This window comes from Solihabitans fulvus (assembly GCF_008386585.1).
Lineage (GTDB): Bacteria > Actinomycetota > Actinomycetes > Mycobacteriales > Pseudonocardiaceae > Solihabitans > Solihabitans fulvus.
On sequence record NZ_VUOB01000010.1, the window covers coordinates 14,674 to 39,980 of the forward strand.

General features: G+C 70.9%; 26 protein-coding genes. 10 read left to right on the forward strand and 16 right to left on the reverse strand.

The features are described 5' to 3' along the window. Positions 1-125: 125 nt before the first annotated feature. From sdhC to F0L68_RS05630, 5 genes are all read left to right on the forward strand, one after another. Positions 126-563 (forward strand): succinate dehydrogenase, cytochrome b556 subunit, encoded by a 438-nt coding sequence (sdhC, locus tag F0L68_RS05610; RefSeq protein WP_149848387.1) that lies wholly within the window; start codon positions 126-128, stop codon positions 561-563. Then, positions 563-988 carry a succinate dehydrogenase hydrophobic membrane anchor subunit gene (locus F0L68_RS05615; RefSeq protein WP_149848388.1) on the forward strand — a complete coding sequence of 142 codons (426 nt, stop codon included), beginning with the start codon at positions 563-565 and terminating at the stop codon, positions 986-988. Before sdhC ends, F0L68_RS05615 begins: the two co-directional genes overlap by 1 nt. Positions 989-1,034: 46 nt before the next feature. Next, on the forward strand, positions 1,035-2,786 hold the full coding sequence (sdhA, locus tag F0L68_RS05620) for a succinate dehydrogenase flavoprotein subunit (protein WP_149848389.1): 1,752 nt from the start codon (positions 1,035-1,037) through the stop codon (positions 2,784-2,786). Further along, positions 2,786-3,616, forward strand: a complete 831-nt coding sequence (locus tag F0L68_RS05625; protein WP_223198525.1) for a succinate dehydrogenase iron-sulfur subunit — start codon at positions 2,786-2,788, stop codon at positions 3,614-3,616. The genes sdhA and F0L68_RS05625 overlap by 1 nt, the downstream gene beginning before the upstream one ends. 185 nt (positions 3,617-3,801) lie before the next feature. Next, positions 3,802-4,743 (forward strand): MBL fold metallo-hydrolase, encoded by a 942-nt coding sequence (locus F0L68_RS05630; RefSeq protein WP_149848390.1) that lies wholly within the window; start codon positions 3,802-3,804, stop codon positions 4,741-4,743. A 288-nt stretch (positions 4,744-5,031) separates the two neighbouring features. On the opposite strand, the gene F0L68_RS05635 is transcribed toward F0L68_RS05630, so the two are convergent. Together F0L68_RS05635 and F0L68_RS05640 are read right to left on the reverse strand one after the other, a co-directional pair. Next, positions 5,032-5,379 (reverse strand): hypothetical protein, encoded by a 348-nt coding sequence (locus F0L68_RS05635; RefSeq protein ID WP_149848391.1) that lies wholly within the window; start codon positions 5,377-5,379, stop codon positions 5,032-5,034. 40 nt (positions 5,380-5,419) lie between these two features. Continuing rightward, complete coding sequence (locus tag F0L68_RS05640; protein WP_149848392.1) at positions 5,420-5,659, reverse strand: SCO4848 family membrane protein; 240 nt, start codon at positions 5,657-5,659, stop codon at positions 5,420-5,422. Between the two features lie 60 nt (positions 5,660-5,719). On the opposite strand from F0L68_RS05640, the gene F0L68_RS05645 reads away from it, so the two are divergent. Continuing rightward, complete coding sequence (locus tag F0L68_RS05645; RefSeq protein WP_223198526.1) at positions 5,720-7,027, forward strand: D-alanyl-D-alanine carboxypeptidase family protein; 1,308 nt, start codon at positions 5,720-5,722, stop codon at positions 7,025-7,027. 82 nt (positions 7,028-7,109) lie between these two features. Here the strand turns inward: F0L68_RS05645 and F0L68_RS05650 are convergent, their stop codons facing one another. From F0L68_RS05650 to F0L68_RS05675, 6 genes are all read right to left on the reverse strand, one after another. Further along, on the reverse strand, positions 7,110-7,571 hold the full coding sequence (locus F0L68_RS05650; RefSeq protein ID WP_223198527.1) for a septal ring lytic transglycosylase RlpA family protein: 462 nt from the start codon (positions 7,569-7,571) through the stop codon (positions 7,110-7,112). 147 nt (positions 7,572-7,718) lie between these two features. Then, on the reverse strand, positions 7,719-8,747 hold the full coding sequence (yhjD, locus tag F0L68_RS05655; protein ID WP_149848394.1) for an inner membrane protein YhjD: 1,029 nt from the start codon (positions 8,745-8,747) through the stop codon (positions 7,719-7,721). 56 nt (positions 8,748-8,803) lie between these two features. Continuing rightward, positions 8,804-9,826 carry a tryptophan--tRNA ligase gene (trpS, locus tag F0L68_RS05660; protein WP_149848722.1) on the reverse strand — a complete coding sequence of 341 codons (1,023 nt, stop codon included), beginning with the start codon at positions 9,824-9,826 and terminating at the stop codon, positions 8,804-8,806. Positions 9,827-9,993: 167 nt separating this feature from the next. Beyond that, positions 9,994-10,296 (reverse strand): hypothetical protein, encoded by a 303-nt coding sequence (locus tag F0L68_RS05665; RefSeq protein WP_149848395.1) that lies wholly within the window; start codon positions 10,294-10,296, stop codon positions 9,994-9,996. A 278-nt stretch (positions 10,297-10,574) separates the two neighbouring features. Beyond that, positions 10,575-13,049: a bifunctional FO biosynthesis protein CofGH gene (locus F0L68_RS05670; protein ID WP_240542953.1), complete on the reverse strand. Its 2,475-nt coding sequence runs from the start codon at positions 13,047-13,049 to the stop codon at positions 10,575-10,577. Positions 13,050-13,410: 361 nt separating this feature from the next. Then, positions 13,411-15,153: a TIGR03767 family metallophosphoesterase gene (locus F0L68_RS05675; protein ID WP_149848397.1), complete on the reverse strand. Its 1,743-nt coding sequence runs from the start codon at positions 15,151-15,153 to the stop codon at positions 13,411-13,413. Between the two features lie 215 nt (positions 15,154-15,368). On the opposite strand from F0L68_RS05675, the gene F0L68_RS05680 reads away from it, so the two are divergent. Then, positions 15,369-16,133 (forward strand): aminoglycoside phosphotransferase family protein, encoded by a 765-nt coding sequence (locus F0L68_RS05680; protein ID WP_223198528.1) that lies wholly within the window; start codon positions 15,369-15,371, stop codon positions 16,131-16,133. A 37-nt stretch (positions 16,134-16,170) separates the two neighbouring features. On the opposite strand, the gene F0L68_RS05685 is transcribed toward F0L68_RS05680, so the two are convergent. From F0L68_RS05685 to F0L68_RS05700, 4 genes are all read right to left on the reverse strand, one after another. Beyond that, entirely contained in the window at positions 16,171-16,968 is a 798-nt protein-coding gene (locus F0L68_RS05685; protein WP_149848398.1) for an exodeoxyribonuclease III, read from the reverse strand. Positions 16,969-17,019: 51 nt separating this feature from the next. Beyond that, positions 17,020-17,340, reverse strand: a complete 321-nt coding sequence (locus tag F0L68_RS05690) for an SH3 domain-containing protein (RefSeq protein ID WP_149848399.1) — start codon at positions 17,338-17,340, stop codon at positions 17,020-17,022. A gap of 197 nt (positions 17,341-17,537) precedes the next feature. Beyond that, positions 17,538-18,755, reverse strand: coding sequence for an NADP-dependent isocitrate dehydrogenase (locus tag F0L68_RS05695; RefSeq protein WP_149848400.1), 1,218 nt, complete (start codon positions 18,753-18,755; stop codon positions 17,538-17,540). A 96-nt stretch (positions 18,756-18,851) separates the two neighbouring features. Then, positions 18,852-19,112, reverse strand: coding sequence for a metallothionein (locus tag F0L68_RS05700; RefSeq protein ID WP_149848401.1), 261 nt, complete (start codon positions 19,110-19,112; stop codon positions 18,852-18,854). Positions 19,113-19,317: 205 nt separating this feature from the next. On the opposite strand from F0L68_RS05700, the gene F0L68_RS05705 reads away from it, so the two are divergent. After that, positions 19,318-20,454: a J domain-containing protein gene (locus F0L68_RS05705; protein ID WP_223198529.1), complete on the forward strand. Its 1,137-nt coding sequence runs from the start codon at positions 19,318-19,320 to the stop codon at positions 20,452-20,454. Here F0L68_RS05705 and F0L68_RS05710 read toward each other — a convergent pair. Next, positions 20,451-21,080, reverse strand: coding sequence for a transmembrane-type terpene cyclase (locus tag F0L68_RS05710; protein WP_149848402.1), 630 nt, complete (start codon positions 21,078-21,080; stop codon positions 20,451-20,453). The two genes, F0L68_RS05705 and F0L68_RS05710, sit on opposite strands and share 4 nt — an antisense overlap. A gap of 86 nt (positions 21,081-21,166) precedes the next feature. Between F0L68_RS05710 and F0L68_RS05715 the strand changes: the two genes are divergently transcribed. Further along, positions 21,167-21,748, forward strand: coding sequence for an HhH-GPD-type base excision DNA repair protein (locus F0L68_RS05715; RefSeq protein WP_149848403.1), 582 nt, complete (start codon positions 21,167-21,169; stop codon positions 21,746-21,748). A gap of 141 nt (positions 21,749-21,889) precedes the next feature. Here the strand turns inward: F0L68_RS05715 and F0L68_RS05720 are convergent, their stop codons facing one another. The 3 genes from F0L68_RS05720 to F0L68_RS05730 form a co-directional block, all read right to left on the reverse strand. Continuing rightward, complete coding sequence (locus tag F0L68_RS05720; protein WP_149848404.1) at positions 21,890-22,792, reverse strand: aldo/keto reductase; 903 nt, start codon at positions 22,790-22,792, stop codon at positions 21,890-21,892. 70 nt (positions 22,793-22,862) lie between these two features. After that, a complete protein-coding gene (locus F0L68_RS05725) occupies positions 22,863-23,543 on the reverse strand; it encodes a spermidine synthase family protein (protein WP_149848405.1) in 681 nt (226 codons plus the stop codon). A gap of 24 nt (positions 23,544-23,567) precedes the next feature. Beyond that, the gene (locus F0L68_RS05730) at positions 23,568-24,746 is read right to left on the reverse strand and encodes an MFS transporter (RefSeq protein WP_188316411.1); all 1,179 of its coding nucleotides are present in this window, start codon (positions 24,744-24,746) and stop codon (positions 23,568-23,570) included. Between the two features lie 139 nt (positions 24,747-24,885). Between F0L68_RS05730 and F0L68_RS05735 the strand changes: the two genes are divergently transcribed. Further along, on the forward strand, positions 24,886-25,224 hold the full coding sequence (locus tag F0L68_RS05735) for an ArsR/SmtB family transcription factor (protein WP_223198530.1): 339 nt from the start codon (positions 24,886-24,888) through the stop codon (positions 25,222-25,224). Positions 25,225-25,307: the final 83 nt, after the last annotated feature.

A 25,307-nucleotide genomic window follows, 5' to 3' on the forward strand; every position in this document is an offset into this window, starting at 1 on the left:
CGTTGGGTCAGCCGCAGCACCCGGGTCTAGCATCCGGTGCGTCAAAGGTCCCGTACAGACGTACTGCCAGTCGTGGTGCGGTGCTGCGGACCGAAGTCCATCAGCGACGTTGGAGGCCGTTCACCGTGGCCAGCACCACCGCCCCAGCGGCGGGCGCAACCGAACGGGCGGGCGACTCCCGTGGCGGCGGCACGCTCTACCGCGGCGACCTGGGCATGTGGTCCTGGGTGGCCCACCGGATCACCGGGGTGCTCACCTTCTTCTTCCTGTTCGCGCACGTGCTGGACACCGCCCTGGTGCGGGTCTCGCCGAACGCGTACGACAAGGTCATCGAGACCTACAAGAACCCCATCGTGAACCTGTTCGAGCTCGGCCTTGTCGGCGCGGTGCTCTACCACGCCCTCAACGGCATCAGGGTCATGCTGGTCGACTTCTGGTCCAAGGGCCCCAAGTACCAGCGCCCAATGCTCTGGATCATCCTCGCGATCTGGGTCGTCGTGATGATCCCCGGCGCGTACTTCATGCTCGAGCGCACCGTCAGCAACCTGTTCGGGGGCAAGTGATGGCCACCACGACCGACCAGCAGTTGGTCCTCGCCCGGCCGCGCGCCCCGCGCCGCCCCGCCGCCCGCCGCAACAACTTCGAGCTGTACAGCTGGATGTTCATGCGGATCTCCGGCATGGCGCTGGTGATCCTCGTGCTCGGCCACCTGCTGATCATGAACATCCTCGACGGCGGCGTGCACCGGATCAACTGGGGCTTCGTCGCCGGCCGCTGGGCGTCGCCGTTCTGGCGGCTCTGGGACCTGCTCATGCTGTGGCTGGCCCAGCTGCACGGCGGCAACGGCCTGCGCACCGTGATCAACGACTACGCCCGCAAGGACGCCACCCGGTTCTGGTTGAAGATGGCGCTCTACGTCTCGATGGTGCTGATCGTCTCGCTCGGCACGCTCGTGATCTTCACCTTCGACCCGAACATCACCAACTGACGCCGCCCCACCACGTTACGCACCGGGCGTCCAGGGAGAAGCCGGAATGCAGTTCCACAAGTACGACGTCGTCATCGTCGGAGCCGGCGGCGCCGGTATGCGCGCGGCCATCGAGTCCGGCCAGCGCGCCCGCACCGCCGTGTTGACCAAGCTCTACCCCACGCGGTCCCACACGGGCGCGGCACAGGGCGGCATGTGTGCCGCGCTGGCCAACGTCGAGGAGGACAACTGGGAGTGGCACACCTTCGACACGATCAAGGGCGGTGACTACCTGGTCGACCAGGACGCCGCCGAGATCATGGCGAAGGAGGCCATCGACGCGGTCCTCGACCTGGAGAAGATGGGCCTGCCGTTCAACCGCACGCCCGAGGGCAAGATCGACCAGCGGCGGTTCGGCGGCCACACCCGCAACCACGGCGAGGCGGCCGTGCGGCGCGCCTGCTACGCGGCGGACCGCACCGGCCACATGATCCTCCAGACGCTGTACCAGAACTGCGTCAAGCACGGGATCGAGTTCTTCAACGAGTTCTACGTGCTGGACGTCCTGCTCACCGAGGGCGAGGACGGCCCGGTCTGCACCGGCGCGGTCGCCTACGAGCTGGCCACCGGCGAGATCCACGTGTTCCAGGCGAAGTCGATCGTGTTCGCCACCGGCGGCTTCGGCAAGGTCTTCAAGACCACCTCGAACGCGCACACGCTGACCGGCGACGGCATGGGCATCGTGTTCCGCAAGGGCCTTCCCCTTGAGGACATGGAGTTCTACCAGTTCCACCCGACCGGCCTTGCCGGCCTCGGCATCCTGCTCACCGAGGGCGCGCGCGGCGAGGGCGCGATCCTGCGCAACGCCTCCGGCGAGCGGTTCATGGAGCGCTACGCCCCGACCATCAAGGACCTCGCGCCGCGCGACATCGTCGCGAGGTCGATGGCGCTCGAGGTGTTGGAGGGTCGCGGCGCCGGCCCGAACAAGGACTACGTGCTGCTGGACTGCACGCACCTCGGGGCCGAGGTGCTGGAGACCAAGCTGCCCGACATCACCGAGTTCGCCCGCACCTACCTCGCGGTCGACCCGGTGACCGAACCGGTGCCGGTGTACCCGACCGCGCACTACGCGATGGGCGGCATCCCGACCAACATTCACGCCGAGGTGTTGCGGGACAACGAGAACGTGATCCCCGGCCTGTACGCGGCCGGCGAGTGCGCCTGCGTCTCGGTGCACGGCGCGAACCGGCTCGGCACGAACTCGCTGCTGGACATCAACGTGTTCGGCCGCAGGGCCGGCATCGCCGCGGCCGAGTACGCGCTCGCGCACGACCACGTGGACATCCCGGAGAACCCCACCAAGGTCGTCGAGGAGCAGCTCGCGCTGCTGCTGTCCGAGCACGGCCACGAGCGCGTCGCGGACATCCGCATCGAGCTCCAGGCCACGATGGACGCGAACGCCTCGGTGTACCGCACAGAGGAGACGCTCAAGCAGGCGCTGCACGACGTGCAGGCCCTCAAGGAGCGGTACGCGCACATCTCGGTGCAGGACAAGGGCAAGCGGTTCAACACCGACCTGCTCGAGGCGGCCGAGCTCGGCTTCCTGCTCGAACTGGCGGAGATCCTGGTGACCGGCGCGCTGGCGCGCAAGGAGTCGCGGGGCGGGCACGCCCGCGAGGACTACCCCAACCGCGACGACACGAACTTCATGCGTCACAGCATGGCGTACAAGCAGGGCGAGGGGCTCACCGCCGACATCAGGCTGGACTACAAGCCTGTGACCTTTACCCGGTACCAGCCGATGGAGCGCAAGTACTGATGACCGCTTCAGCAACTTCCGCCGCCTCCGCGCAGGACAACACGTCGGCGGGTCAGGACAAGACCAACGCAGCCGGTTCCAGGGGCTCGCAGCCCCCGGTGCCGGAGGGCGCCATCACCATCACGGTGAAGATCCGCCGGTTCAACACGGAGTTCGACGACGAGCCGCGCTGGGAGTCCTTCCAGGTTCCCGCGCTGCCGACGGACCGGGTGCTGAACCTGCTGCACCACGTGAAGTGGTACCTGGACGGCACGCTGACCTTCCGCCGTTCCTGCGCGCACGGCATCTGCGGGTCCGACGCCATGCGCATCAACGGCGTGAACCGGTTGGCCTGCAAGGTTCTCGTGAAGGACCTGCTGGCCGGCGGCGGCAAGGCGACCACGATCACCATCGAGCCCATCAAGGGCCTGCCGGTGCACAAGGACCTGCTCGTCGACATGGAGCCGTTCTTCGAGGCGTTCCGCGCGGTCAAGCCGTACCTGATCAACTACGGCCAGGAGCCGACCCGCGAGCGGATCCAGTCCGCGGCGGACCGCGAGCGCTTCGACGACACGACCAAGTGCATCCTGTGCGCCTGCTGCACGACCTCGTGCCCGGTGTACTGGACCGAGGGCTCCTACTTCGGCCCCGCCGCGATCGTGAACGCGCACCGCTTCATCTTCGACAGCCGGGACGAGGCCGCCGAGGAGCGCCTGGACATCCTCAACGACGTCGACGGCGTGTGGCGCTGCCGCACCACGTTCAACTGCACGGACGCCTGCCCGCGCGGCATTCAGGTCACCAAGGCGATCCAGGAGGTCAAGCGCGCGCTGCTGTTCAAGCGCGTCTGACCCCGCCAGCACGGCCGGCCCCCGACACCCCACGGTGTCGGGGGCCGTCGCGTTTCGGGGCTGTCCCGACGGGAGGTCGCCTGCCAGGCTGGCCCGGTCAGTCCACGGAACGAGGAAACGGCGGTGCCTGGATGCCTGACGGTGGCCGGATGTCTGACGATGGCCGGAATTCTGACGATGCCCGAATGTCGGACAAGGACAGCGCTCGACCCGACGCGGCGAGCCTGCGGGAGGTGGCGGCCGGGGTGCACGCGTGGATCCAGCCGGACGGCTCGTGGTGGGTGAACAACGCGGGCGCGGTGCTCGGCGAGGACGGCGTCGTGCTGGTGGACACCTGCGCGACCGCGCGGCGCACCACCAGGTTCCTCGCCGCCGTCGCGGCGGCCTCCGGTGACGCGCCGATCCGGCTCGCGGTCAACACGCACCTGCACGGCGACCACACCTACGGCAACGCGCTGCTGCCGGAGTCGACGGTGCTGGTCGCGCACGAGCGGACCCGCGCCGGCCTGCTTGCCGACTTCATCCTGGCCGCGACGCCCCCGATCTGGTCGCCGCTGCCGGACTGGGGCGTCACCGCCGTGCGCCCGCCGACGGTCACCCTGCGGGACGAGCTGACGCTGCACACCGGGCAGCGCAGGATCGAGCTTCGGCACCCCGGCCACCCGGCGCACACCGAGGGCGACGTCGTCGCGTGGCTGCCGGCGGAGCGGGTGCTGTTCAGCGGCGACCTGCTGTTCCACGGGGTGACGCCGCTGCTGCTGATGGGGTCCGTCGCTGGCGCGATCGCCTCGCTGGACTGGCTGGCCCGGTTCGCCCCCGCCACGGTCGTGCCCGGCCACGGCCCGCTGATCGACGGCGACGCGCTGCCCGCCGTCCTCGACGCGCACCGCCGCTACTACGGGCTGGTGCGGGCCACCGCGCTGGCCGGGCTGGCCGCCGGCCGGACGCCGCTTGAGGCGGCGCTCGACTGCGAGCTCGGCGAGTTCGCCGGGCTGCCCGACCGGGAGCGGATCGTGCTGAACCTGCACCGCGCCTACGCCGAGGAGCGCGGCGAGGAACCCGACCTGCTGGCGGCGTTCGCCGACGCGGTCGCCCTCAACGGCGGCCCGATGCGCTGCGTGGCCTGACCCAAAGCTTTGACCCTAGGCCCTCGTCCGAGGCGTTGACGGCCTGGGGCAAGGAGAAGGGGCGCCAGGAGCGACCTGGTGCCCCTTCTCCGCTCTCCCACGCGAAGGCGGCCCTGCATCCGCCGTCGCGGGCACACGGGTGCGGCGAAACCGCACTCAGCCTGCTGATCAGGTGTTGACAGTCCCCAGTCGGGGCGCGGCGGCGAACACGGCCGCAACCCTCCACTGACCACCTGATCGGTGCGGCGGCGCGATCCGTTACGCGTCCGACACGGCGAGAATCGCGGCCTATGCCCAGAAGACGGCGACGCCCACGTTGACCACGACCAACCCGCCCATGGCCGGCGCCAGCCAGCTCGGGATCCGCTTCTTGTTCAGGTACAGCACGGCCAGCACCGCGATGGCGACCAGGACCGCCAGCTTGACGGCGATCTTGACGTGGTCGTACTCCTTGTGCGTCACCGGCGACAGCGCGACGAGGGCCACGCCGGTGATCAGCTGGAGGCCCGAGCCGTGCAGCCAGCCCTTGTTCAGCGGGGCGTCCGCGCCGGCCCGACGCTGCACGAAGAACATCGCGACCAGCATGCCCATGCCGAGCAGGTGCAGGAACACGAGCAGGTGACGCAGGAATTCCATCGGAAGGCTCCTCTGTGGTGGGTTGCGGCCGGCCGGGAGGCTATCGGCTGGCCGCCCGCGCGGCGAGGACGCCGCGCAGGCCGAGGACCCCGATCACGGTGCCCAACGTCAGCGAGACGAGCACCAGCACCAGGTGCACGGTGAAGAACCCGGTGGCGCCGCCGGCCGCGTCCCACGAACGGGAGTCCTTCCAGATGTTGCTCAGGAAGGTCGGCCAGATCACCCAGGACCACACCCCGAACGCAAGCAGGAACAGGGACATGCCTCGGGAGAGCTTCACACGCTCAGTATCCGACGTGGTGGGTGTCGGTCACTCAACCGGGGTGGCTAGCCTGTTTTCGTGCCCTCCACTGCTCGCCGGCCCGTCGCTGCCCTGGTCGTCGCACTCTGCACCCTGGTGACCGCCGGGGTGCTCGCCGCGCCCGCCGCCATGGCGGCCCCCGTCGGCCCTGGCGGATTCCACGCCCAGGACAACGCAGCGTGCCCGAACCGCGACGCGCCGCCAGCCGCGGTCGACACCTCGGAGAACCCGCCGGCCGGCGCGAAGCCGCCGGTCCCGCTCGAGGTGCCGGCAACGCCGATCGGCGGCCCGAGGCTGGGCGAGTGCGGCCTGGTGCTGCCGCCCAACGCCCAGCAGCCGCCGGACAACATCACCGCCCAGTCGTGGCTGCTCGCCGACCTGGACACCGGCGCGGTGCTCGCCGCGAACGACCCGCACGGCCGGCAGCGGCCAGCCTCGGTGATCAAGGTCCTGCTCGCGATGGTGGTCAACCGCGAGCTCAAGCAGGACACGGTCGTCACCGCGACCCAGGACGACGCGGCCCAGGAGTGCAACTGCACCAAGATCGTGCCCGGCACCGGGTACACCGTGGCGCAGCTCACCCAGGCGCTGCTGCTCTCCTCCCGCAACGACGTGGCCAACGCGCTCGCCAGGGCGCTCGGCGGCGCGCCCCGCGCGATGCAGAAGATGAACGCCCTGGCCAGGGAGATCGGCGCGCAGGACACCAGGGCGGCGACGCCGTCCGGCCTCGACGCCCCCGGCATGAACACCACCTCGGCCTACGACGTCGCGGTGATCTTCCGCGCGGCGATGAAGAGCCCCGACTTCGCCACCGCGATCGGCCTCCAGCGCGCCGACCTGGCCGGCGTCGGCAGGGGGACAATCCAGGTCCAGAACGACAACAAGGCGTGGCTGACCAGCTTCCAGGGCGCGATCGGCGGCAAGACCGGGTTCACCGACGACGCGCGGTACACCTTCGTCGGCTCGGCCCAGCGGGACGGGCACAAGCTCGCCGTCGTGCTGCTGCGCGCCGAGCAGACCCCGGTCAAGATCACCGAGCAAGCTGGCAGGCTGCTCGACTACGGCTTCGCCATGAAGACCACCTCGGACATCGGCAAGCTGGTCGACCCGGCCGCGGCGACCCCGCCGAAGACCGAGGACGTGCGGCCGGCCCACGCCGCCGAGACGCTGCCGCAGTCCAACCACTCCAACGCCGCCCCCGACCAGATGACGGTCGCGTTCGGCAACGCGGGCGGCCCGCTCACCGTGGCGGCCGGGCTCTTCCTCGTGGTCGCCCTGCTGATGGTCCTGCGCAAGCGCCGGGCGCGGGCGGCCCGCGCGGCAAGGGCGGCGCAGAGCGGCCCCTGAGCCGCCCGCTGCGGCCCGCAACGGGCCTTGGCCGGTTCGCGGTCGCAGGACCGTCGCCGGGATCGCGCACGGGCCAGCACAGCTACCCGTTCGGCGCAGTGGATGACGGCGACGACGCGGCGGCGGCGGGCGTCGGCGATGCCGGCGGGCTAGGCGGCGTCGTGGTCGGGATGGCCGGGTCGTCCTCGCCGGACAGCACCTGCACGGTGATCGGCGCCACCCCGGCCGACAGCGGGGCGATCGCCTCGAACGCTGCCCTGGTCAGGTTCACGCAGCGGCCCTCGGTGTGCGGGCCCCGGTCGTTGATCCGCACCTCGACGGCCCGGCCGTCGTTGCGGTTGACCACCCGGATCCGGCTGCCGAACACCAGGGTGCGGTGCGCGGCGGTGAGCGCGGCGGGGTCGAGCAGCTCGCCGCTCGCGGTGTGCACCGGCTGGTCGGGGTCGCCGTACCAGGACGCGAGGCACTGCTCGCCGTCCGAGGACCTCGCCTCGGCCCCGGCGGCGGACACCGCGACCGCGGCGAGGAGCCCAACGGCAGCCACGGCGGTTACTGGCACGAATCGGGACAGTCGCACGGTCGACTCCAACCGGATCGGTTCAGCAGAGGCGACGCCGACGCTAGGGACGACCCGGCAGACCGGGAAGGCCGATCACGGCGATTCACCGGGCAGGGTCGCGACATCACCGACTCAGCGGCGGCGCAGCACGCTCCGTAGCGCCAGGCCCGCCACGGCGCCGACGCCGAGCAGCCCGGCCGTGGCGCCGACGCTCGGTCCTTCCCGCACCTCGACGACCGGCCGGATCACCGCGGGCGGCGGCGGCTTGGGCGGGTCGGACCGCAGGTTGTCCCGCGCGGTCGCCGTCCACGCCGTGACGAACAGCAGGAACTGGGCGACCAGGTTCGCGAACACCAGCACACCGATGATCGGGCCGAACGCGGCGCCGGCCGGCGAGGTGGTCACCTTGGCGAGGTAGACGGTGGCGACCTGTTTGAGGATCTCGAAGCCGACGGACGCCACCAGCGCGCCGCGCACGGCGCTGCGCCAGCTGACGGGCTCGCGCGGGAGCTTGGCCAGCACCCACAGGAACACCAGCCAGTTGGTCAGCAGGGCCAGCACGATCGTCAGCAGCCACAGCAGGCTGGTGGCCCAGCCGGTGTCCTGGAGGCCGACCAGTTCGAGCAGTGTGTGGCCGAACGCGGCGCCGCCGACGGTGATGCCGAAGGACAACACCAGCGCGCCGCCGAGGCCGAGCAGCGCGAGGAGGTCCCGCAGCACGGTCCGGAGGAACGGCGGCTTCTGCTTGTGGTGACCCCACTGCGCGGTCAGCGCCTCGCGCAGGTTGCTCATCCAGCCGAGCCCGGAGTAGGCGGCGGCGAGCAGACCGACCACGCCGACCGTGCCCTTGGACTGGAGCGCCTGCCTGACGGCCTCGTTGATGGTGTTGCCGAGCGTGCCGGGCACCGCCTTGGCGATGCTCGCCTGGAGCTGGTTGAGCAGGTCCGGCTGCCCGACCAGCACGAACCCCGCGATGGCGAACGCGATCATCAGCAGCGGCACCAACGAGAGCACGCTGAAGTAGGTGACCGCGGCCGCGTAGTGCGAGCCGTGCTGCTCGGTGTACTGGTCGGCGGCGCACAGCAGGTGATCGAGCCAGGCGTGCCGCTCGCGCAGCCGCTGGAGCAGGGATGGCTTCGTCGCTGGCGTGCGCTCGGTCACAGTTGAACGCTAACGAGGGCCGTGATCACCCGCAACGCGAGTCCTTTGTGGACAGATCAACTCGTCGGCGGCAGGAATCCGACGCGCTCGTGCACGGCCCGCAGCACGCCGGAGGTGACCTCCCTGGCCCGCTCGGCACCGCGCGCGAGAACCTTGTCCAGTTCGGCCGGATCGTCCAGATATCCGCGCACCCGCTGCTGGATCGGCGCGACGAACTCGGTGAAGACCTCGCCGAGATCCTTCTTGAGGTCGCCGTAGCCCTTGCCGTCGTAGTCGGCGACCAGGTCGTCGATCGAGCGGCCCGACAGCGCGGAGTAGATCACCAGCAGGTTGCTCACGCCGGCCTTCTCGGCCGGGTCGTAGACGATCTCCCGGCCGGTGTCGGTGACGGCGGAGCGGAACTTCTTCGCGGACCGCTTCGGGTCCTCCAACAGTTCGACCATGCCGGCCGGCACCGACTTGCTCATCTTCGCCGTCGGGTCCTGGAGGTCGTAGATCTTCGCGGTGTCCTTGACGATGTAGGGCTCGGGCAGCTTGAAGGTCTTGCCGAAGCGGGTGTTGAACCGCTGCGCGAGATCGCGGGTCAGTTCGAGGTGCTGCCGCTGGTCCTCGCCGACGGGCACGAAGTCCGCCCGGTACAGCAGGATGTCCGCCGCCTGGAGGATCGGGTAGGTGAACAGCCCGACGCTGATCCGGTCGGCGGCCTGGCGGGCCGACTTGTCCTTGAACTGCGTCATCCTGCCGGCCTCGCCGAAGCCCGTCAGGCACTCCAGCACCCAGCCGAGCTGGGCGTGCTCCGGCACGTGCGACTGCACGAACAGCGAGGAACGCTCCGGGTCGATGCCGATCGCCAGCAGCTGCGCGGCCGACGCGCGGGTACGGGCCCGCAGCACCTTGGGATCCTGCTCGACCGTGATCGCGTGCAGGTCGACAACGCAGTAGAACGCCTCGTGCGTGTCCTGGAGGGCGACCCACTGCCGCAGCGCGCCGAGGTAGTTGCCGAGGTGGAAGGAATCGGCGGTCGGCTGGATGCCGGACAGCACGCGCGGACGACGCTGCGGCGTGGCCTGCTGCCCCACGTTTCCGGCGCTCCCCGCGTCCCCGGCGCCCTCGACGGTCGCGGTGTTCTCGGCGGCGCTTGCGTTCTCGGTCGACACGAGGCGAATTCTCCCAGGCTGGTCGCCCCGAGGGCGGGGCGGGTCATCCGACGGACCAGCGACCGGTCCGCCGACTCCGTGCGCCAGGCTCAGCGCGTGGCGCCGGTGGGGCCGGCGGCCGTGCTGCGCGAGTCCACGTCCTCGGCCGGGCGCTCGAGCGTCGCGCGCAGGACGGCGGCGCGACGGCGGCGGACCAGGCCGAGCACCAGGCCGCCGATGCCGAGCACGACCGCGCTCAGGCCGACCGGGGCGCTGAGGCTGCCCGACATCATGCTCTCGACCGCCAGCGACTCAGTGGCGGCGGCGACCCCGGCTCCGACGGGAACCAGCGCCACCGCCGTGCCGACGGCTACCGCGAGCGTTGCACCGTGACGCGCGACCGAAGTGCGCACCGCATGGCCTCCCGAGGCATCCATATCCGCATTGCGGGGTGACATCTCTGTGGTCTCCGGCCGAGAACGTACCGAACTCGGTGCGCCGCCGGAGGCGGTTTGCCGGAACGGGTTTCGGCCCTGCGGCAGCGTAGCGACGGGCCGATTCCACCCGGTTTCGGGGTGGCCGGTAATGATCATGCTGGGCCGAGTGGCCCAACGTGTTAACCCGTTCACCGCAGGGCTTTTGTCGGCCCGCGACACCGATTTTCCGCGGTGCCGCGAGCCGAGACCGCTGGTCAGACCGCCGGGCTCGCGCCGTAGGTCGTGGTGCGCTGGCGGGCCTGCCGGCCGGCGAGCGCGGCCATCGCCTCCAGCTGCCGGACGGTGCGGGCCGAGCCGTGCTCCGAGCCGGCCATCCGGCTGATGGTCTCCTCCATCAACGTCCCGCCGAGGTCGTTCGCGCCGCCGCGCAGCACCTCGGCCGTGCCCTCGTCGCCCAGCTTCACCCAGGAGCACTGGATGTTGTGGATCCGCCCGTGCAGCGCCAGCCTGGCCACCGCGTGCACGGCCCGGTTGTCCCGCCGCGTCGGCCCCGGCCTGGACAGCCCGGCCAGGTAGATCGGCGCGTTGCGGTGCACGAACGGCAGGCCGACGAACTCGGTGAACCCGCCGGTCTCCTCCTGCATCCTGGCCAGCGTGCGCAGGTGCCCGAGCCAGTGCCCCGGGTGGTCGACGTGCCCGTACATCATCGTCGAGGACGACCGGATGCCGAGGCTGTGCGCGGTGCCGACCACCTCGATCCAGGTCGCGGCCGGCAGCTTGCCCTTGGTCAGCACCCAGCGCACGTCGTCGTCCAGGATCTCCGCGGCCGTGCCGGGGATCGAGTCGAGGCCGGCCTCGCGCAGGTCGGTCAGCCACTCCCGCACGCTCACGCCCGCCTTGGCCGCGCCGCTGACGATCTCCATCGGGCTGAACGCGTGCACGTGCATGCCGGGCACGCGCGCCTTGATGGCGCGCACCATGTCCGCGTACGCGGTCACCGGCAGCTTGGGGTCGATGCCGCCCTGCATGCACACCTCGGTCGCGCCGAGCCGCCACGCCTCCTCGGCGCGGTCGGCGACCTCGTCGACGGACAGCCGGTAGGCGTCGGCGTCCCGGTCGCGCTGCGCGAACGCGCAGAACCGGCACCCCACGTAGCAGACGTTGGAGAAGTTGATGTTGCGGTTGACCACGTAGGTGACATCGTCGCCGACCACCTCGGCACGCAGCTGGTCGGCCAGCCGCGTCACCGTCTCCAGCGCCTCGCCGTCGGCGGTCAGCAGCGCCATCGCCGCCTCCGCGTTGGCCTCATCGACCAGCGCGGCCGGGTCCTCCTCGGCGAGCCGCAGGCCCTGCTTCAGCTCGGTGGACAGCCGTTCCGGCGCGACCGGCAGCTGGCTGCGCAGCTCGTCCCAGTCGCCGTAGACGCTGTCGAAGTCGCCGCGCCGGTCGGTCGTGCGGCCCTCGGTGTCGATGGCGGCGTGCAGGTCGGCGCGGCCGCTCGTGACGAGCCCGCCGTCCGGCTCCTGCCACGGCAGGCCGACCACCTCGGCGTCCGCGTTGGCCAGGCCGGTCGGTTCGGCGAGGGCCGCGACGTGCTCGGCGAGCCGGGTGTCGATCCACTGGCCGGGGGTCGCGGTGACGAAGCGCGGGTAGACGTTCAGCCGCTCGCGCAGCTCAAAGCCCGCGGTCGAGGTCAGCGCGTCCAGCTCCTCGATGGCCGGCCACGGGCGTTCCGGGTTGACGTGGTCCGGGGTCGTCGGCGACACGCCGCCCCAGTCGTCGATGCCGGCCCGCAGCAACAGCAGGTGCTCGTCGCCGACCAGGTTCGGCGGGGCCTGCACGCTGACCCCCGACCCGAGCAGCAGCCGCGCGACGGCGACGGTGGCGGCCAGCTCGTGCAGGTCGGCGTCGGGCATGCCGCGCATCGCCGTGTCCGGCTTGGCGCGGAAGTTCTGGACGATGACCTCCTGGATGTGCCCGTACTGGCGGGCGGAGGAGCGGATCGCGAACAGCGACTCGGCCCGCTCGGTCAGCGTCTCGCCGATGCCGACCAGGATGCCGGTGGTGAACGGGACGTTGACCCGGCCGGCGTCGGTGAGCACCCGCAACCGGACCGAGGGCTCCTTGTCCGGGCTGCCGTAGTGCGGGCCGCCCGGCTCGCTCCACAGCCGCGTCGCCGTGGTCTCCAGCATCATGCCCATGCTGGAGGCCACCGGGCGCAGCCGTTGCAGCTCTTCCCAGCTCAGCACGCCGGGGTTGAGGTGCGGCAGCAGCCCGGTCTCCTCGAGCACGGCGATGGCGGACGCGCGGACGTAGTCCAGGGTGGACGAGAAGCCGCGCGCCTCCAGCCACTCGCGGGCCGCGGGCCAGCGCTCCTCCGGCCGGTCACCCAGGGTGAACAGGGCCTCCTTGCAGCCGGCCGCCGCGCCGCGCCTGGCGATCTCCAGCACCTCGTCGCGCTCCAGGTACGCGGCGGGCAGCTTGTGCGGCACGGTGGCGAACGTGCAGTAGTGGCAGCGGTCCCGGCACAGCCTGGTCAGCGGGATGAACACGTTGCGGCTGTAGGTGACGATCCCCGGTCGCCCCTCGGCGACGAGGTGCGCGTCGCGGACCCGGCCCGCGGCCGCGAGCAGCGCGTCGAGGTGTTCGCCGCGCGCGTGCAGCAGCACGGCGGCCTCGGTGACATCGAGCGCGACGCCGTCGGCGGCTCGGCGCAGCGCGCGACGCATGGCGGCGTCGGAGGGCTGCGGCTCTGGCGGGGCGATGCTGATGTCCTGGCGCACCCGCACCAGCGTAGGGGAGCCGACGGCGGCCCATCCGGTGGTAAATACGACACGACCGGCGGGAATACCTGGCTTCCTTGGTCGATGCGTCCGACCACGACCTCGATGTCGCGCCCCGCAGGGGCGCTGGCCGTCGTGCGCTGATCACCCATCCAGGCCAGTCCCCGGTTCGTGCCGGGGCGCGCTGTACCTTCGACGATTTCATCCGCAATCCGCACCGGCGCGGATCCCCGACACGCGGCCGGCGTCGCCGAACTGTGGGCGGCCGTCGCCGCGCACGCCAGCCCCGGTCCGGCCACCGGTGTCGCTACCGACCCGGCACGCTGAGCACGAGTTCGGTGTTGTGGTCGGCGGCCGCGCCCACCTGCGCGAGGTTCGCGTGCAGGTCGTTGAAGGACAGCTCCCGGTACAGCGAGGCAAGGCCGCGCGGGGACCGGTCGTCGTAGTCGACCTGGTAAGGGCTGTCGGCCTCGACGAGGGTGGTGAACAGCGAGACCGTGCCGTCGCCGTTGGCCGTGATCTCGATGATCCTTGCGTGCTGCGGGAAGTCGACGTGCGAGGCCGTGTTGATCTCCCAGAAGCTTCGCGTCGGCTCGGCGTGCCGGTGCGCGATGATCTCGTTGCGGTGGGTGTGGCCGTTGACCCAGGCGAGCACGTTCGGGAAGCGCTGCACCAGGTTCACCAGTGTGGCGCCGTCCAGCCGAGGGTCGAGCGGGCGGCGGCGGTCGGGCAGCAGGTTGCCCATCGTGCCGCTGCTGTGGTGGCTGAACAGCACGAACAGCTCGTCGGTGACCGACTGCCTGACCAGCCCGCCGAACCAGTCGTAGTAGCGGGAGCTGTTGGCGCGCAACACCTTCTCCAACCAGCTGTACTGGTGCAGGCCGATCGAGCCGTCGGCGAGCCCCGCCAGGGTCGTGGTGTCGAGGCTGATGCCGGTGACGCCGGGCGCGATCGGGAAGGTGTAGAAGACGTCGACCCCGTCGGCGTTGTTCGCGGTGAACCCGTGGCCGACCGGCCCAGGCCCGGTGCGCCGGGGATCGAGGTGCTCCCGAACGAACTCGGCGGTACTGAACGGGCGCCGCCGGTCGTCCGGGGTCACCGTGCGGATGACGCCGGCGCCGGAGGCGAGCACGGCGGCCGCGTCCAGCGCCCTGCTCGGGTCGGTCATGGCGGCGGCGAGCGTGCGGGTCGCGCCGTCGTCCAGGCCGATGATCTTGCGGTCGCCGGTGTAGAGCGCGTCGACGATCGGGAGCCCGTCCGGCAGCGTGCCGACCACGCTGTCGTCGTGGTTGCCGAAGGTGCAGTACCAGGGGACGCCGAGGCCGGGGCTCTGGAACTGCCGGATGGCCGCGTCGAGAAGTCCTGGCAGGACGGGGAATCCGGCGGCCTGGTAGCGGTCGTTCCGCGCGGTGTCGGGGTTCCAGTAGGTGTCGGAGCCTGCGGCCTGCACGCCCTCGTAGCGGGCGGGGTCGCCGGTGTTGGGGGTGATGGCGCCGCCGTTGAGCGCGGTGAGGAACCAGTCGAGCTCGGCGTGCTCGTGGTTGTCGGTGTTGTCGCCGGTTGTGACGACGAAGTCGAACGGACGCCCGGTGAACGGCCCGCCGGGCAGGCTGTTCACCTTGCGCACCAAGGCGGACGCGCCGAGCGGCGACAGGGTTTCCTGGGGCCGGAACGCGCCGGCCCCGATCAGCGGGTGCAGGTACTCGAAGCGTGCCGGGCTCTGCGCGTCGACCACGTGCAGGTCGGTGAACTGCACGAAGGAGGCGAGCGGCGTCCGCCGGTCGTCCCGCGTGCTGCCGGGTGCGGCGAGGTCGGTGCGGACGACGAGCGGCCAGCCGGGTCCGGAGGCGAGTCGTCGGTAGCCGGTGACGCCGAGCGGGGTGGCGACGGTGTCGAGGGTGGTGCCGGCGGTGGTCACGGCCCGCCGCGCGGTGCGCGCCAGGGCGCGGTCCAGCGCCGAGGCGGGGAGGTGCGAGTTGAGCGCCCAGGCCAGCCCGATGCCGGCGGCCCCGGCGGTGCGAAGGAAGTGACGTCGGTTCAGCGCAGCCATCAGCTGTCTCCCGAAGGATCGCGTGCCGGTTCCGTCCCGCGCATGAAAGAGTTTCACGATTGACTCGGCGAGTCCATGAAGCACCGATGAAAACCGCCCAAACACGCCGCGCCCCTTCACCGCAGCCCTTCACTGCGCCCCTTCACCACAGCCCTGCACTCCCGCGCACCCACCCGCGATAAACCCGTGGCGACGTCGATGGTCGTCCAGCGATAGTGACCGATGTGGAGGACGTGCAGGACGTGGACAAGGTCGAGGTCGTCGTCGCGCATCACGAGCGGGCGACCCTGCGCGTCGGCGACGTGTTCCTGAAGATCGACGCTGATCAGGCGCGCACCGACGCCGAGGTCGAGGCGATGGAGCTGGCGCCGATCCCGACTTCGGAGGTGCTGTGGCGGAAGCCGCCCGTGCTCGCGCTCGCCGCCCTCCCGGGGACGGCACTCGGCCGCCTTGGCGAGCCGTCGACCGCGTCTGCTGCGGCGTGGGCCGCGGCGGGTGCCGCCGCACGGATGCTGCACGACGCGCCGCTGCCGCCACGGCCCGGTCGGAGCGCCGACGAGCTAGCCGCGCACCTCGACGACGAGTGCGAGTGGCTCCTCACACATGACGTCCTTCCCGCCGACCTGGTCACGCGCAACCGCGGCATCGCCGAGGCCGCGCTCCGGCCGTGGACACCGGTGTTCACGCACGGCGACCTCCAGGTCGCCCACGTGTTCGTCGACGGCGACGAGGTCACCGGCGTGCTCGACTGGTCCGAGGCGGCCCGGGGCGACGCCATGGCCGACCTCGCCACCCTCACGCTCGGACACGAGGAGCACCTTGCCGACGTCGCCGCCGGCTACGGCACCGACGTCGACCTTGACCTGATCCGCGCCTGGTGGTCGTTGCGGAGCCTGCTGGGGGTCCGCTGGCTCATCGAGCACGGCTTCGACCCGGCCACGCCAGGCTGCGAGGTCGACGTGCTGAGATCCCAGCTGTGACGCCGCCGCAGGCCACGTCAACGACCAGCGAGCCCGCTCAGGACTCGTAGCGAACGGTCACCGGCGCGTGGTCGGACCACCGCTCCGCATACGTCTCCGCTCGCTCCACCGTCCCTGACACGGCCCGCTCGGCCAGGCCCGGAGTGCTCACGTGCAGGTCGATCCGCCAGCCAGAGTCGTTGTCGAACGCCTTGCCCCGGTAGGACCACCACGAATACGGCCCCGGCCCCTCGGGATGCAGCCGCCGCACCACGTCGACATAGCCGACCTCGTCGAAGACCCGCCCCAGCCAGGCCCGCTCCTCCGGCAGGAAGCCGGACGACTTCTGGTTGGTCTTCCAGTTCTTCAGGTCCACCTCGCGGTGCGCGATGTTCCAGTCCCCGCACACCAGCACCTCGCGACCGTCGGCCGCCGCCTTCTCGCGCAGCTCGGCCAGGTACGGCAGGAACGCGGCCATGAACCGCTCCTTCTCCTCCTGGCGCGGCGTGCCCACGTCCCCGCTCGGCAGGTACAGGCTCGCCACCACCAGACCGGGCAGCTCCACCTCCGCATACCGCCCGCTGGCGTCGAACTCGGCAACGCCGAAACCGACCCGCACGGCCTCCGGCGCCTCCCTGGTCAGCAGCGAGACCCCGTTGCGCCCCTTGACCTCGGAGTGCGCGTGCACGACGTGCCAGCCCGCCGGATCGCGCACCTCCCCGGGCAGTTGCGCGGGCTCGGCCCTGGTCTCCTGGAGACACACGACGTCGGCCTCGGTGGCGGCGAGCCACTCGACGAAGCCCTTCTTGGCGGCGGCGCGCAGGCCGTTGACGTTCACGGTCGAGACAGTCAGCACGGCGAGCAGCCTAACGGCGCGTCCCGACGGCCCGGCCGCGCGCCCGCAGCGTCAGCCGCAGTTGCTGTCCGAGGTCGGGGAGAGGAAGTCCTGGTGCGCCCACCGACCGTCCGCCAGCATCCGGTAGCCGTTCTGCACGGTCTTCTGCGCCGGGGTCACCGTGTCGCGCAGCATCGTGGCCACGATGGGCTGGTCGTCGGCAGGCCCTGACCGGATGTTGAGGATGTCCGCCGTCACCGTCACCTTGCACTGGGTGGTATTCGCGACCGTGGACGGCAGCTCGAACCGCTTGCCGCTGTTGGCGTACCAGAGCGCCGCGGCCGCCACCAGCACGCCGACCACGACCAGCTTCCGCGTCGGAATCCCCAACATGCCGCACGCTCCCGGTTCCAGCGCCGTTCGGGCCAGTTCTGACCAGGTATAACGCAGTCGGGCTCCGCCCAGCGGCGCGAAGCGGGTAAACCACCCGCAGGAGACAACGAACGGGCCCGGTCACGACGGAGCGTGACCGGGCCCGTTCGGGTTTCCGAAAGCAGATGCCTCCGAGAACAGATGCCTCCGAGAACAGGTCAGGCCATGGCCTTCTTCAGGTTCTCGTCCAGCGAGCCGAGGAAGTCCTCGGTGGTCTGCCACGGCTGGTCGGGGCTGACCAGCAGCGCGAGGTCCTTGGTCATCTTGCCGCTCTCGACGGTCTCGATGACGACCCGCTCCAGGGTCTCCGCGAAGGCGGTGACCTCGGGGGTGCCGTCCAGCTTGCCCCGGTGCTTGAGGCCGCCGGTCCAGGCGTAGATCGACGCGATCGGGTTCGTCGAGGTCGGCTTGCCCTGCTGGTGCTGCCGGTAGTGCCGGGTGACCGTGCCGTGCGCGGCCTCGGCCTCGACGGTCTTGCCGTCCGGCGTCATCAGCACGGAGGTCATCAGGCCCAGCGAGCCGAAGCCCTGCGCCACGGTGTCGGACTGCACGTCACCGTCGTAGTTCTTGCACGCCCAGACGTAGCCGCCCTCCCACTTCATCGCGGCGGCGACCATGTCGTCGATCAGGCGGTGCTCGTAGGTCAGACCCTTGGCCTCGAACTCGGCCTTGAACTCCGACTCGAAGATCTCCTGGAACACGTCCTTGAACATGCCGTCGTAGGCCTTGAGGATCGTGTTCTTGGTCGACATGTAGACCGGGTAGTTGCGCAGCAGGCCGTAGTTCAGCGACGCGCGCGCGAAGTCCTCGATGGACTTCCGGTAGTTGTACATCCCCATGGCGACGCCGCCGCCCTCGGGGAAGTTCGCGATCTCGAACTCCATCGGCTCGCTGCCGTCGGCCGGGGTGTAGGTCATGGTGACCGTGCCGGGGCCGGGCACCTTGAAGTCGGTGGCCTTGTACTGGTCGCCGTGCGCGTGACGGCCGATGATGATCGGCTTGGTCCAGCTCGGCACCAGGCGCGGGATGTTCGAGATGATGATCGGCTCGCGGAAGATCACGCCACCGAGGATGTTGCGGATCGTGCCGTTCGGGCTCCGCCACATCTTCTTCAGGCCGAACTCCTCGACCCGCGCCTCGTCCGGGGTGATGGTGGCGCACTTCACGCCGACGCCGTGCTTCTTGATGGCGTTGGCGGCGTCGACGGTGACCTGGTCGTCCGTCGCGTCCCGGTGCTCCATGCCCAGGTCGTAGTACTCGAGGTTGATGTCGAGATACGGGTGGATGAGCCTGTCCTTGATGAACTGCCAGATGATCCGCGTCATCTCGTCGCCGTCGAGTTCGACGACGGTGCCCTGAACCTTGATCTTGCCCATGGTGGCGGGGTGCTCCTCTCGCGTTCCTGTCGCGCGACCTCGTTTAGCGGTACAAGCGTACTGCTAACTCGGGGTAGCCGGGCGCGGGGTCCCCGATCAGCCCGGGTGCGCGCCGACGGCGTCGCGGATCTGGTCGCCCATACGCTTGGCGCCGGAGCGGGCGCAGTGCGCGCAGCAGAAGAAACGGCCCTCCACCTCGACGCCGTGACCGACGATCCGGCACCGGCAGTGCTCGCACTCGGGCGCGAGCCGCTGGATGGCGCACTCGAAGCTGTCGAAGGTGTGCCGACCGCCGCTGACCGTGCGCACCTCGAAGGCCATCCAGTACTCGTTCCCGCACACGTCACAGGTCGCCATGGGCGAACTCCTTCCGATCGTCGCATTCGGGTTCACGCATCGGAAAGGGTGCGCCCGGCCCGCCTGACCGGCAACCGGAGCACACCACTGGGCGACGGCGGGATGGGTCGGCCGGGCGGATAATTCCGCGGGACCCGCCAACACCCAGGACGCCGGCTGTCCCGGCCGGTGGCGACCCCATATCGTGTCGGCCCAGGCGCGGGAGATGGGTGGAGTCGTGCACGGTGTCGACTACTACGAACTACTCGGCGTGGCGCGAACCGCGTCCGACGCGGAGATCAAGTCGGCGTACCGGTCCCTGGTCAAGGTCATGCACCCGGACGCGGGCGGCACGTCCGGCACGTTCCGGTTGCTCCAGCAGGCCTACGAGACGCTGAACGATCCGGCCCAACGGGCCGTCTACGACCTGAGCCGCGCCGCGCCGCCCCAGCCCCCGCAGGCGACCCCGACCGCCCCGGCGCGGCCGAGGCCGAGGCCGCGCGCGACCGGGAAACCGAGCCGCCCCAAGGACTTCGGCGAGGATCCCAACTTCGTGCCGCCGCAGCCCCGCCTCGACCCGAGCGCCATCTCGTGGTGGCAGAACGTCGACATCAGGCAGCGGGTCCGGCTCGTCCCGCTCGTCGGGCCCGGCCACCGGCCGTTGCTGGCGGCGCTCGGCGCGGCGCTGGCGCTGGCCGTGCTGCTCCTGGTGGTCGACCTGCCGGTGCCGCTGTTGGTCGGGGCGCTGGTGCTGCTGGCCGCGGCACTGGTCGCCACGGTGTGGCTCGGCCGCGACTATCTCGCCGCCGTTCGCGAGGACCGGGAGTTCACCACGGAGTTCGGCGGCCACCCGATCTTCGGCCGGCCGGGCAAGGAGGCCGCGCAGGTGGCCGAGCGGCTGACCGCGAAGCTGCTCGCGCAGTACCTGACGAGGCTGCCCGGTGTGCGGATCTTCCACGGTCTCGCCTGGCCCGACTCGGTGTTCGCCGACGTGGACCACGCCGTGCTGTGCGGGCAGCGACTGGTGCTGATCGAGTCGAAGATGTGGCTGCCGGGCCACTACGTCGCCGACGACGAGGGAGCGTTGTGGCGCAACGGTCATCCGTTCCGCGGCGGCGCGGTCCGGCTGCCGGAGGGCGTGTCGGCGTTCCGGGAGCTGCTGCCGGACGTGGAGGTGCGCGGCGCGGTGCTGATCTATCCGAGCCGGGCCGGCGAGATCACCAGCGGCGAGTCCCCCGAGGTGCCCGCGCCGCCGATGAGCCCGAGGCAGTTCGTGGAGGAGATCGGTGCGTGGCTGGCCGAGGAGCCCGCGACCGTGGACCGCGAGCTGTTCCGCCTCGTGCTCGCGCAGGTGGTCTCCTAGCCGGCCTGGGTTCGCCGTTCGTTGCGGCGCACGGCCAGCACTGCGGCGAGGTAGCCGAGGTCGACCGCCAGGATCGACAGGTAGAGCAGCGGCAGCAGCCGCGAGCCGGCGTAGCCGGTGCCGTAGAAGTAGAAGGCGGCCGAGGCGCACGCCGTGCCGAGCAGCTTGGCCGCCGCGATGGCCGGCGACTGGCCGCGCAGCGAGCGCCGGCTGAGCAGCATCGCGAGGAACAGCCCGGACATCAACAGGTTCTGCCCGAAGGCGGCGTAGGTGCCCTGGCCGGCGTTGAGCTCGTCGGACACGAACAGGACGCCGAGGTACGCGGTGACCAGGGTGAACAGGAAGCCGCCGTAGAAGACGGCCTTGGGCACCCCGGCGAACTCGCGCGGCCCGAACCGCAGGACGGTGAAGGCGATGACGAGGTCGAGGGCGAGCCAGACGAGATTGACCACCTCCTGGACGCCGTTCGCCGGCCGGACCACCGCGAACAGGAACTCCCAGCTGAGGTTCGCGCACAGGGCCACGACCGGCATGCCGTAGCTGCGGTCGGCGAGGCCGCGCCGGATGACCAGCAGGTAGGTCAGGGTCCAGAAGACCCCCGACGCCAGCATGAAGGCCGCGTACACGGTTGCCCCCCGTTGTCCGTTTCGGCTATGTGGCCAGTCACGGTACTGATCACGCGGGCCGCGGCGCGAGATGCCACCATTGCCCCATGACCCGCACGCTGTGCCTGGCGCAGGAGCCGGAGGCGGACGCGCTGCTGTCCGCGAGCCCGCTTGCCGTGCTGTTCGGCATGATGCTGGACCAGCAGATTCCGATGGAGAAGGCGTTCAAGGGGCCGAAGGTGATCGCCGACCGGCTCGGGACACTGGACGTGCATCGCATCGCGGAGATGGATCCCGAGGAGTTCGCCGCCATCGCGTCGACGCCGCCGGCCATCCACCGCTTTCCCGGCTCGATGGCGAAGCGGCTCCAGGAGCTGAGCCGGTTCCTGGTCGAGCACTACGACGGCGATGTCGAGGCCGTCTGGACGGCCGGCCGCCCCAAGCCGAACGGCGCTGAGGTGCTCAGGCGGCTCAAGGAGCTGCCGGGCTTCGGCGACCAGAAGGCCCGGATCTTCCTTGCCCTGCTCGGCAAGCAGCTCGGCGTCCGCCCGACGGGCTGGCGCGAGGCTGCGGGCGCGTACGGCGAGGCGAAGTCGCGCCGCAGCGTCGCCGACGTGATCGACGGCAAGACGCTCGCCGAGGTGCGCGACTTCAAGAAGGCCGTCAAGGCCGCCGCGAAGAACGGCTGACGCCGGGGCGCGCGACCGCGGACACGCGCCTCGCCGGGACGGCTGGCTCGGCTGCGGACCGGTCGCCCGGCATGGCTGGCACGGACGGGCCGGTCGCCCTCGGCGGGCCGTGCGGACGGAACGCCGAGGGCGACCGGCAGGTCAGGACTCGTCGCGGATCGCGTCGAGGGCGGCGACCTCGTCCTCGGTGAGGCGGATCGCGCCGGCCGCCACGTTCGCGACCAGGTGGTCCGGGTTGCCGGTGCCGGGAATGGCCAGCACGTGCCTGCCGCGCTGGAGCGTCCAGGCCAGCCGGATCTGCGCGGGTGACGCGTCGTGCGCCCGCGCGACGGCCAGCACGGCGTCGTCGGCCGTGGCGGCGGCGCCAGCCTCGCGGCCCGCGCCGGCGATGGCGTAGAACGGCACGAACGCGATGCCATGCTCGCCGCACGCGCGCAGCACGGCCTCGCCCTTCTCACCAACCCTGGAGCCGATGCCGTACTGGTTCTGCACGCAGACCACCGGGGCGATCGCCTGCGCCTCGGCCAGCTGCGCCAGCACGACGTTGGAGAGGCCGAGGTGGCGGATCAGGCCCGCCTCGCACAGGTCGGCCAGCGCGCCGAAGCGCTCGGCGATCGAATCGGTGCCCACGATGCGCAGGTTCACCACGTCGAGGTGGTCGCGGCCGAGCTGACGCAGGTTCTCCTCGACCTGGCCGCGCAGCTGCGCCGGGCCGGCATGCAGCCACTCGCCGGACGGGTCGCGGCCCGGCCCGACCTTGGTGGTGATCACCAGGTCGTCGGGGTAGGGCGCCAGCGCGCTGTTGATCAGCTCGTTGGCGGAGCGCGTCGCCGAGAAGTAGAACGCCGCAGTGTCGATGTGGTTGACGCCGAGGTCGATCGCGCGCCGCAGCACGGAGATGGAGCGCTCGCGGTTGCTCGGCGTGCCGAGGTCGAAGGCCGCGCTGCCGGTCAGGCGCATCGCGCCGAAGCCGATCCGGTTGACCGTCAGGTCGCCGAGCTGCCAGGTGCCGGCGTTCGCGGCAGTGATCGTCTCCGTAGTCATGGCGGCAGTCTGCCATACGCCACAAGGAGGAGCATACGACTCCGCTAGGAGCATAGCACAGCCGATCGAATCAAGGATTTCGGGGGTGGGTGGCCAGGAAGACGGCGTCGGGCTCGCCCCTCGGCACCGGGATCTCGATGGTGCTGGCGCCGCCGAACCTGGCCGCAAGGCGCGCCTCGAAGGCCGGGTTGACGGCGGCGCTCCACACTGCGAGCACGCCGCCGGGGGCGAGGTTGCCGGCGATCAGGTTCAGGCCGGTTTCCCCGTACAGCAGGGAGTTCCCGTCCGACACTGTCCACTCAGGACCGTTGTCGATGTCAAGACAGATCGCGCCGAACGCGCGCCTCGGCCGCTCCGCCAACCAGTCGAGCAGGTCCGCACCGACGCAGACCACCCGGTCGTCCGCCAGCGCGTCGCCGTGCACCTCGCGCAGCGGCCCCCTGTTCCACTCCACCACGGCGGATTCCCGTTCCACCACAACGACTTCGCCGATCCGAGGATGGTCGAGCGCGGCCCGCAGCGAGAAGCCGACGCCGAGGCCGCCGATGACCATCGGGCTGCCGGCGGGCATCGCCTCGGCGGCGGCGTGCACGAGCAGCCGTTCCGACTCGCCGTTGCGGGTGTCCATCAGGAACGTGCCGTTGCCGATGATCTCGAAGTCCGCGCCGACTCGGCGCAGCACCAGCTCACCGCAGAGGCCGGACACTCGACTGAGCACGACAGGACCATCGGTGGACGTGAGCTGTTTCATCACCGTTCACCGTAGTCCTCCGGCTCAGCCGACGGGCTCCAGCACCGACGCCGACTCCTGCGCCCCGGCACGCTGCCGGCCCGACGCGATCGCCACGATCAGCGCGCCGCCGGACAGCACGGCGGCCACCGGGGCCAGCGAAGTCAGGCCGAACCCGCCGATCACGCCGGCGCCCACCATCCCGGACAGCCCGACGCCGAGGTAGATCGCCGAGGCGTTCAGCGACAACAGCAGGCCGCTGTTCTGCGGCGACAGCGCGACCAGGCGGTTCTGGATCGGCGGGTTGACCGACCAGGTGAACAGGCCCCAGAGGAACAGCGCGATCGCCGCGCCGGGCACGGTGCCGGTCGTCAGCGGCATGGTTGCCAACACGAGCGTCAGCAGCGCGAAGACGACGATCAGCGGGCGACGGCTGCCGAACCGGTCGGTGAGCCTGCCGCCGGCGAGGTTGCCGATGGCGCCGCCGACGCCGTAGCCGAACAGCAGCAGGCTCAGGGTGTTGCCGTGCACGCCCGCGGACTGGCTGAGCAGCGGCGAGATGAACGTGTAGACGGTGAACGCGGCGAGGCAGCCCATCAGCGAGATGGCCAGCACCGCGACCACCCTGCGGTCGCCGACGGCGGCGAACCTGGCGCGCAGGCCGACGACCGGCGGCGCGGCGATCCTCGGCACGGCCAGCCAGACGGCGACGGCCGCGGCCACCGACATCACGGCGACCAGCCCGAACACGCCCCGGTAGCCGATGATCGGGCCGAACAGGCTGCCAAGCGGAACGCCGATGATCAGCGCGAAGGTGAGCCCGCCGAACACGATGGAGATGGCCCGCGCGCGGCGGTGCGGGTCGCTGAGCTGGGCGGCGACGGCGGTGGCCGCCGGGGTGTAGATGGCGGCGCCGATCGCGGTCACCACCCTGGCCACCAGCAGCGTCGGGTAGTTGGGCGCGAACGCCGCGAACGCGTTGCCGAGGCCGGTGACCAGCAGGGCCGCGATGAGCAGGGTGCGACGCTCCCATCGGCCGGTGGCGGCGGCGAGCAGCGGGGAACCGATCGCGTAGGCGATGGCGAACGCCGTGATCAGCTGGCCCGCGGTGGACGGCGAGACGCGCAGCTCGGAACTGACGGCTGGCAGGACTCCGGCGACGATGTAACCACTGGTGCCGACGGCGAAGGTGCCCAGGGCCAGTAGGTAGGTGCGTGACGACACGGGACTCCTCGGAGTGTGCGGCTGATGAGCCGTCGCACCCCAGGAGTTCGACGTTCACCGTAGTACGATGAGCACCGTACTACGTCAGATGTCGAACTACGAAATTGGTCGTACTATGCACCCTGGACAAGGAGGTCCGATGGCACCCCAGGCACAACCCGAGCTGCCCCACCCGGACAGGTCGGAGATCCGCATCGAGGCCGTGCTGCACGCCCTCGCTGACCCGATGCGACTGCAAATGGTGCGCGAACTCGCTGAGGTTGGCAAACCAATTCCGTGCGGGTCGATCGCCCTGCCGGTCACCAAGTCCACCCGCACCCACCACATCAGGACGCTGCGCGAGGCCGGCGTCATCCGCGTCGACCCCGAGGGCACCTACCGGATGACCACGCTGCGCAGGGACGACCTCGACGCGCTGTTCCCCGGGCTGCTTGGCGGCGTGCTCGCGGGACTGACCTCGACCGCAGCCAACGCCTGACCCCAGGCAGCGGGCGAGGCGACCGGGCGGCGGCGAGACAGGCGGGACCGGCGTGCCGAAAAACGAGTTGCCCCCGTTCCTAG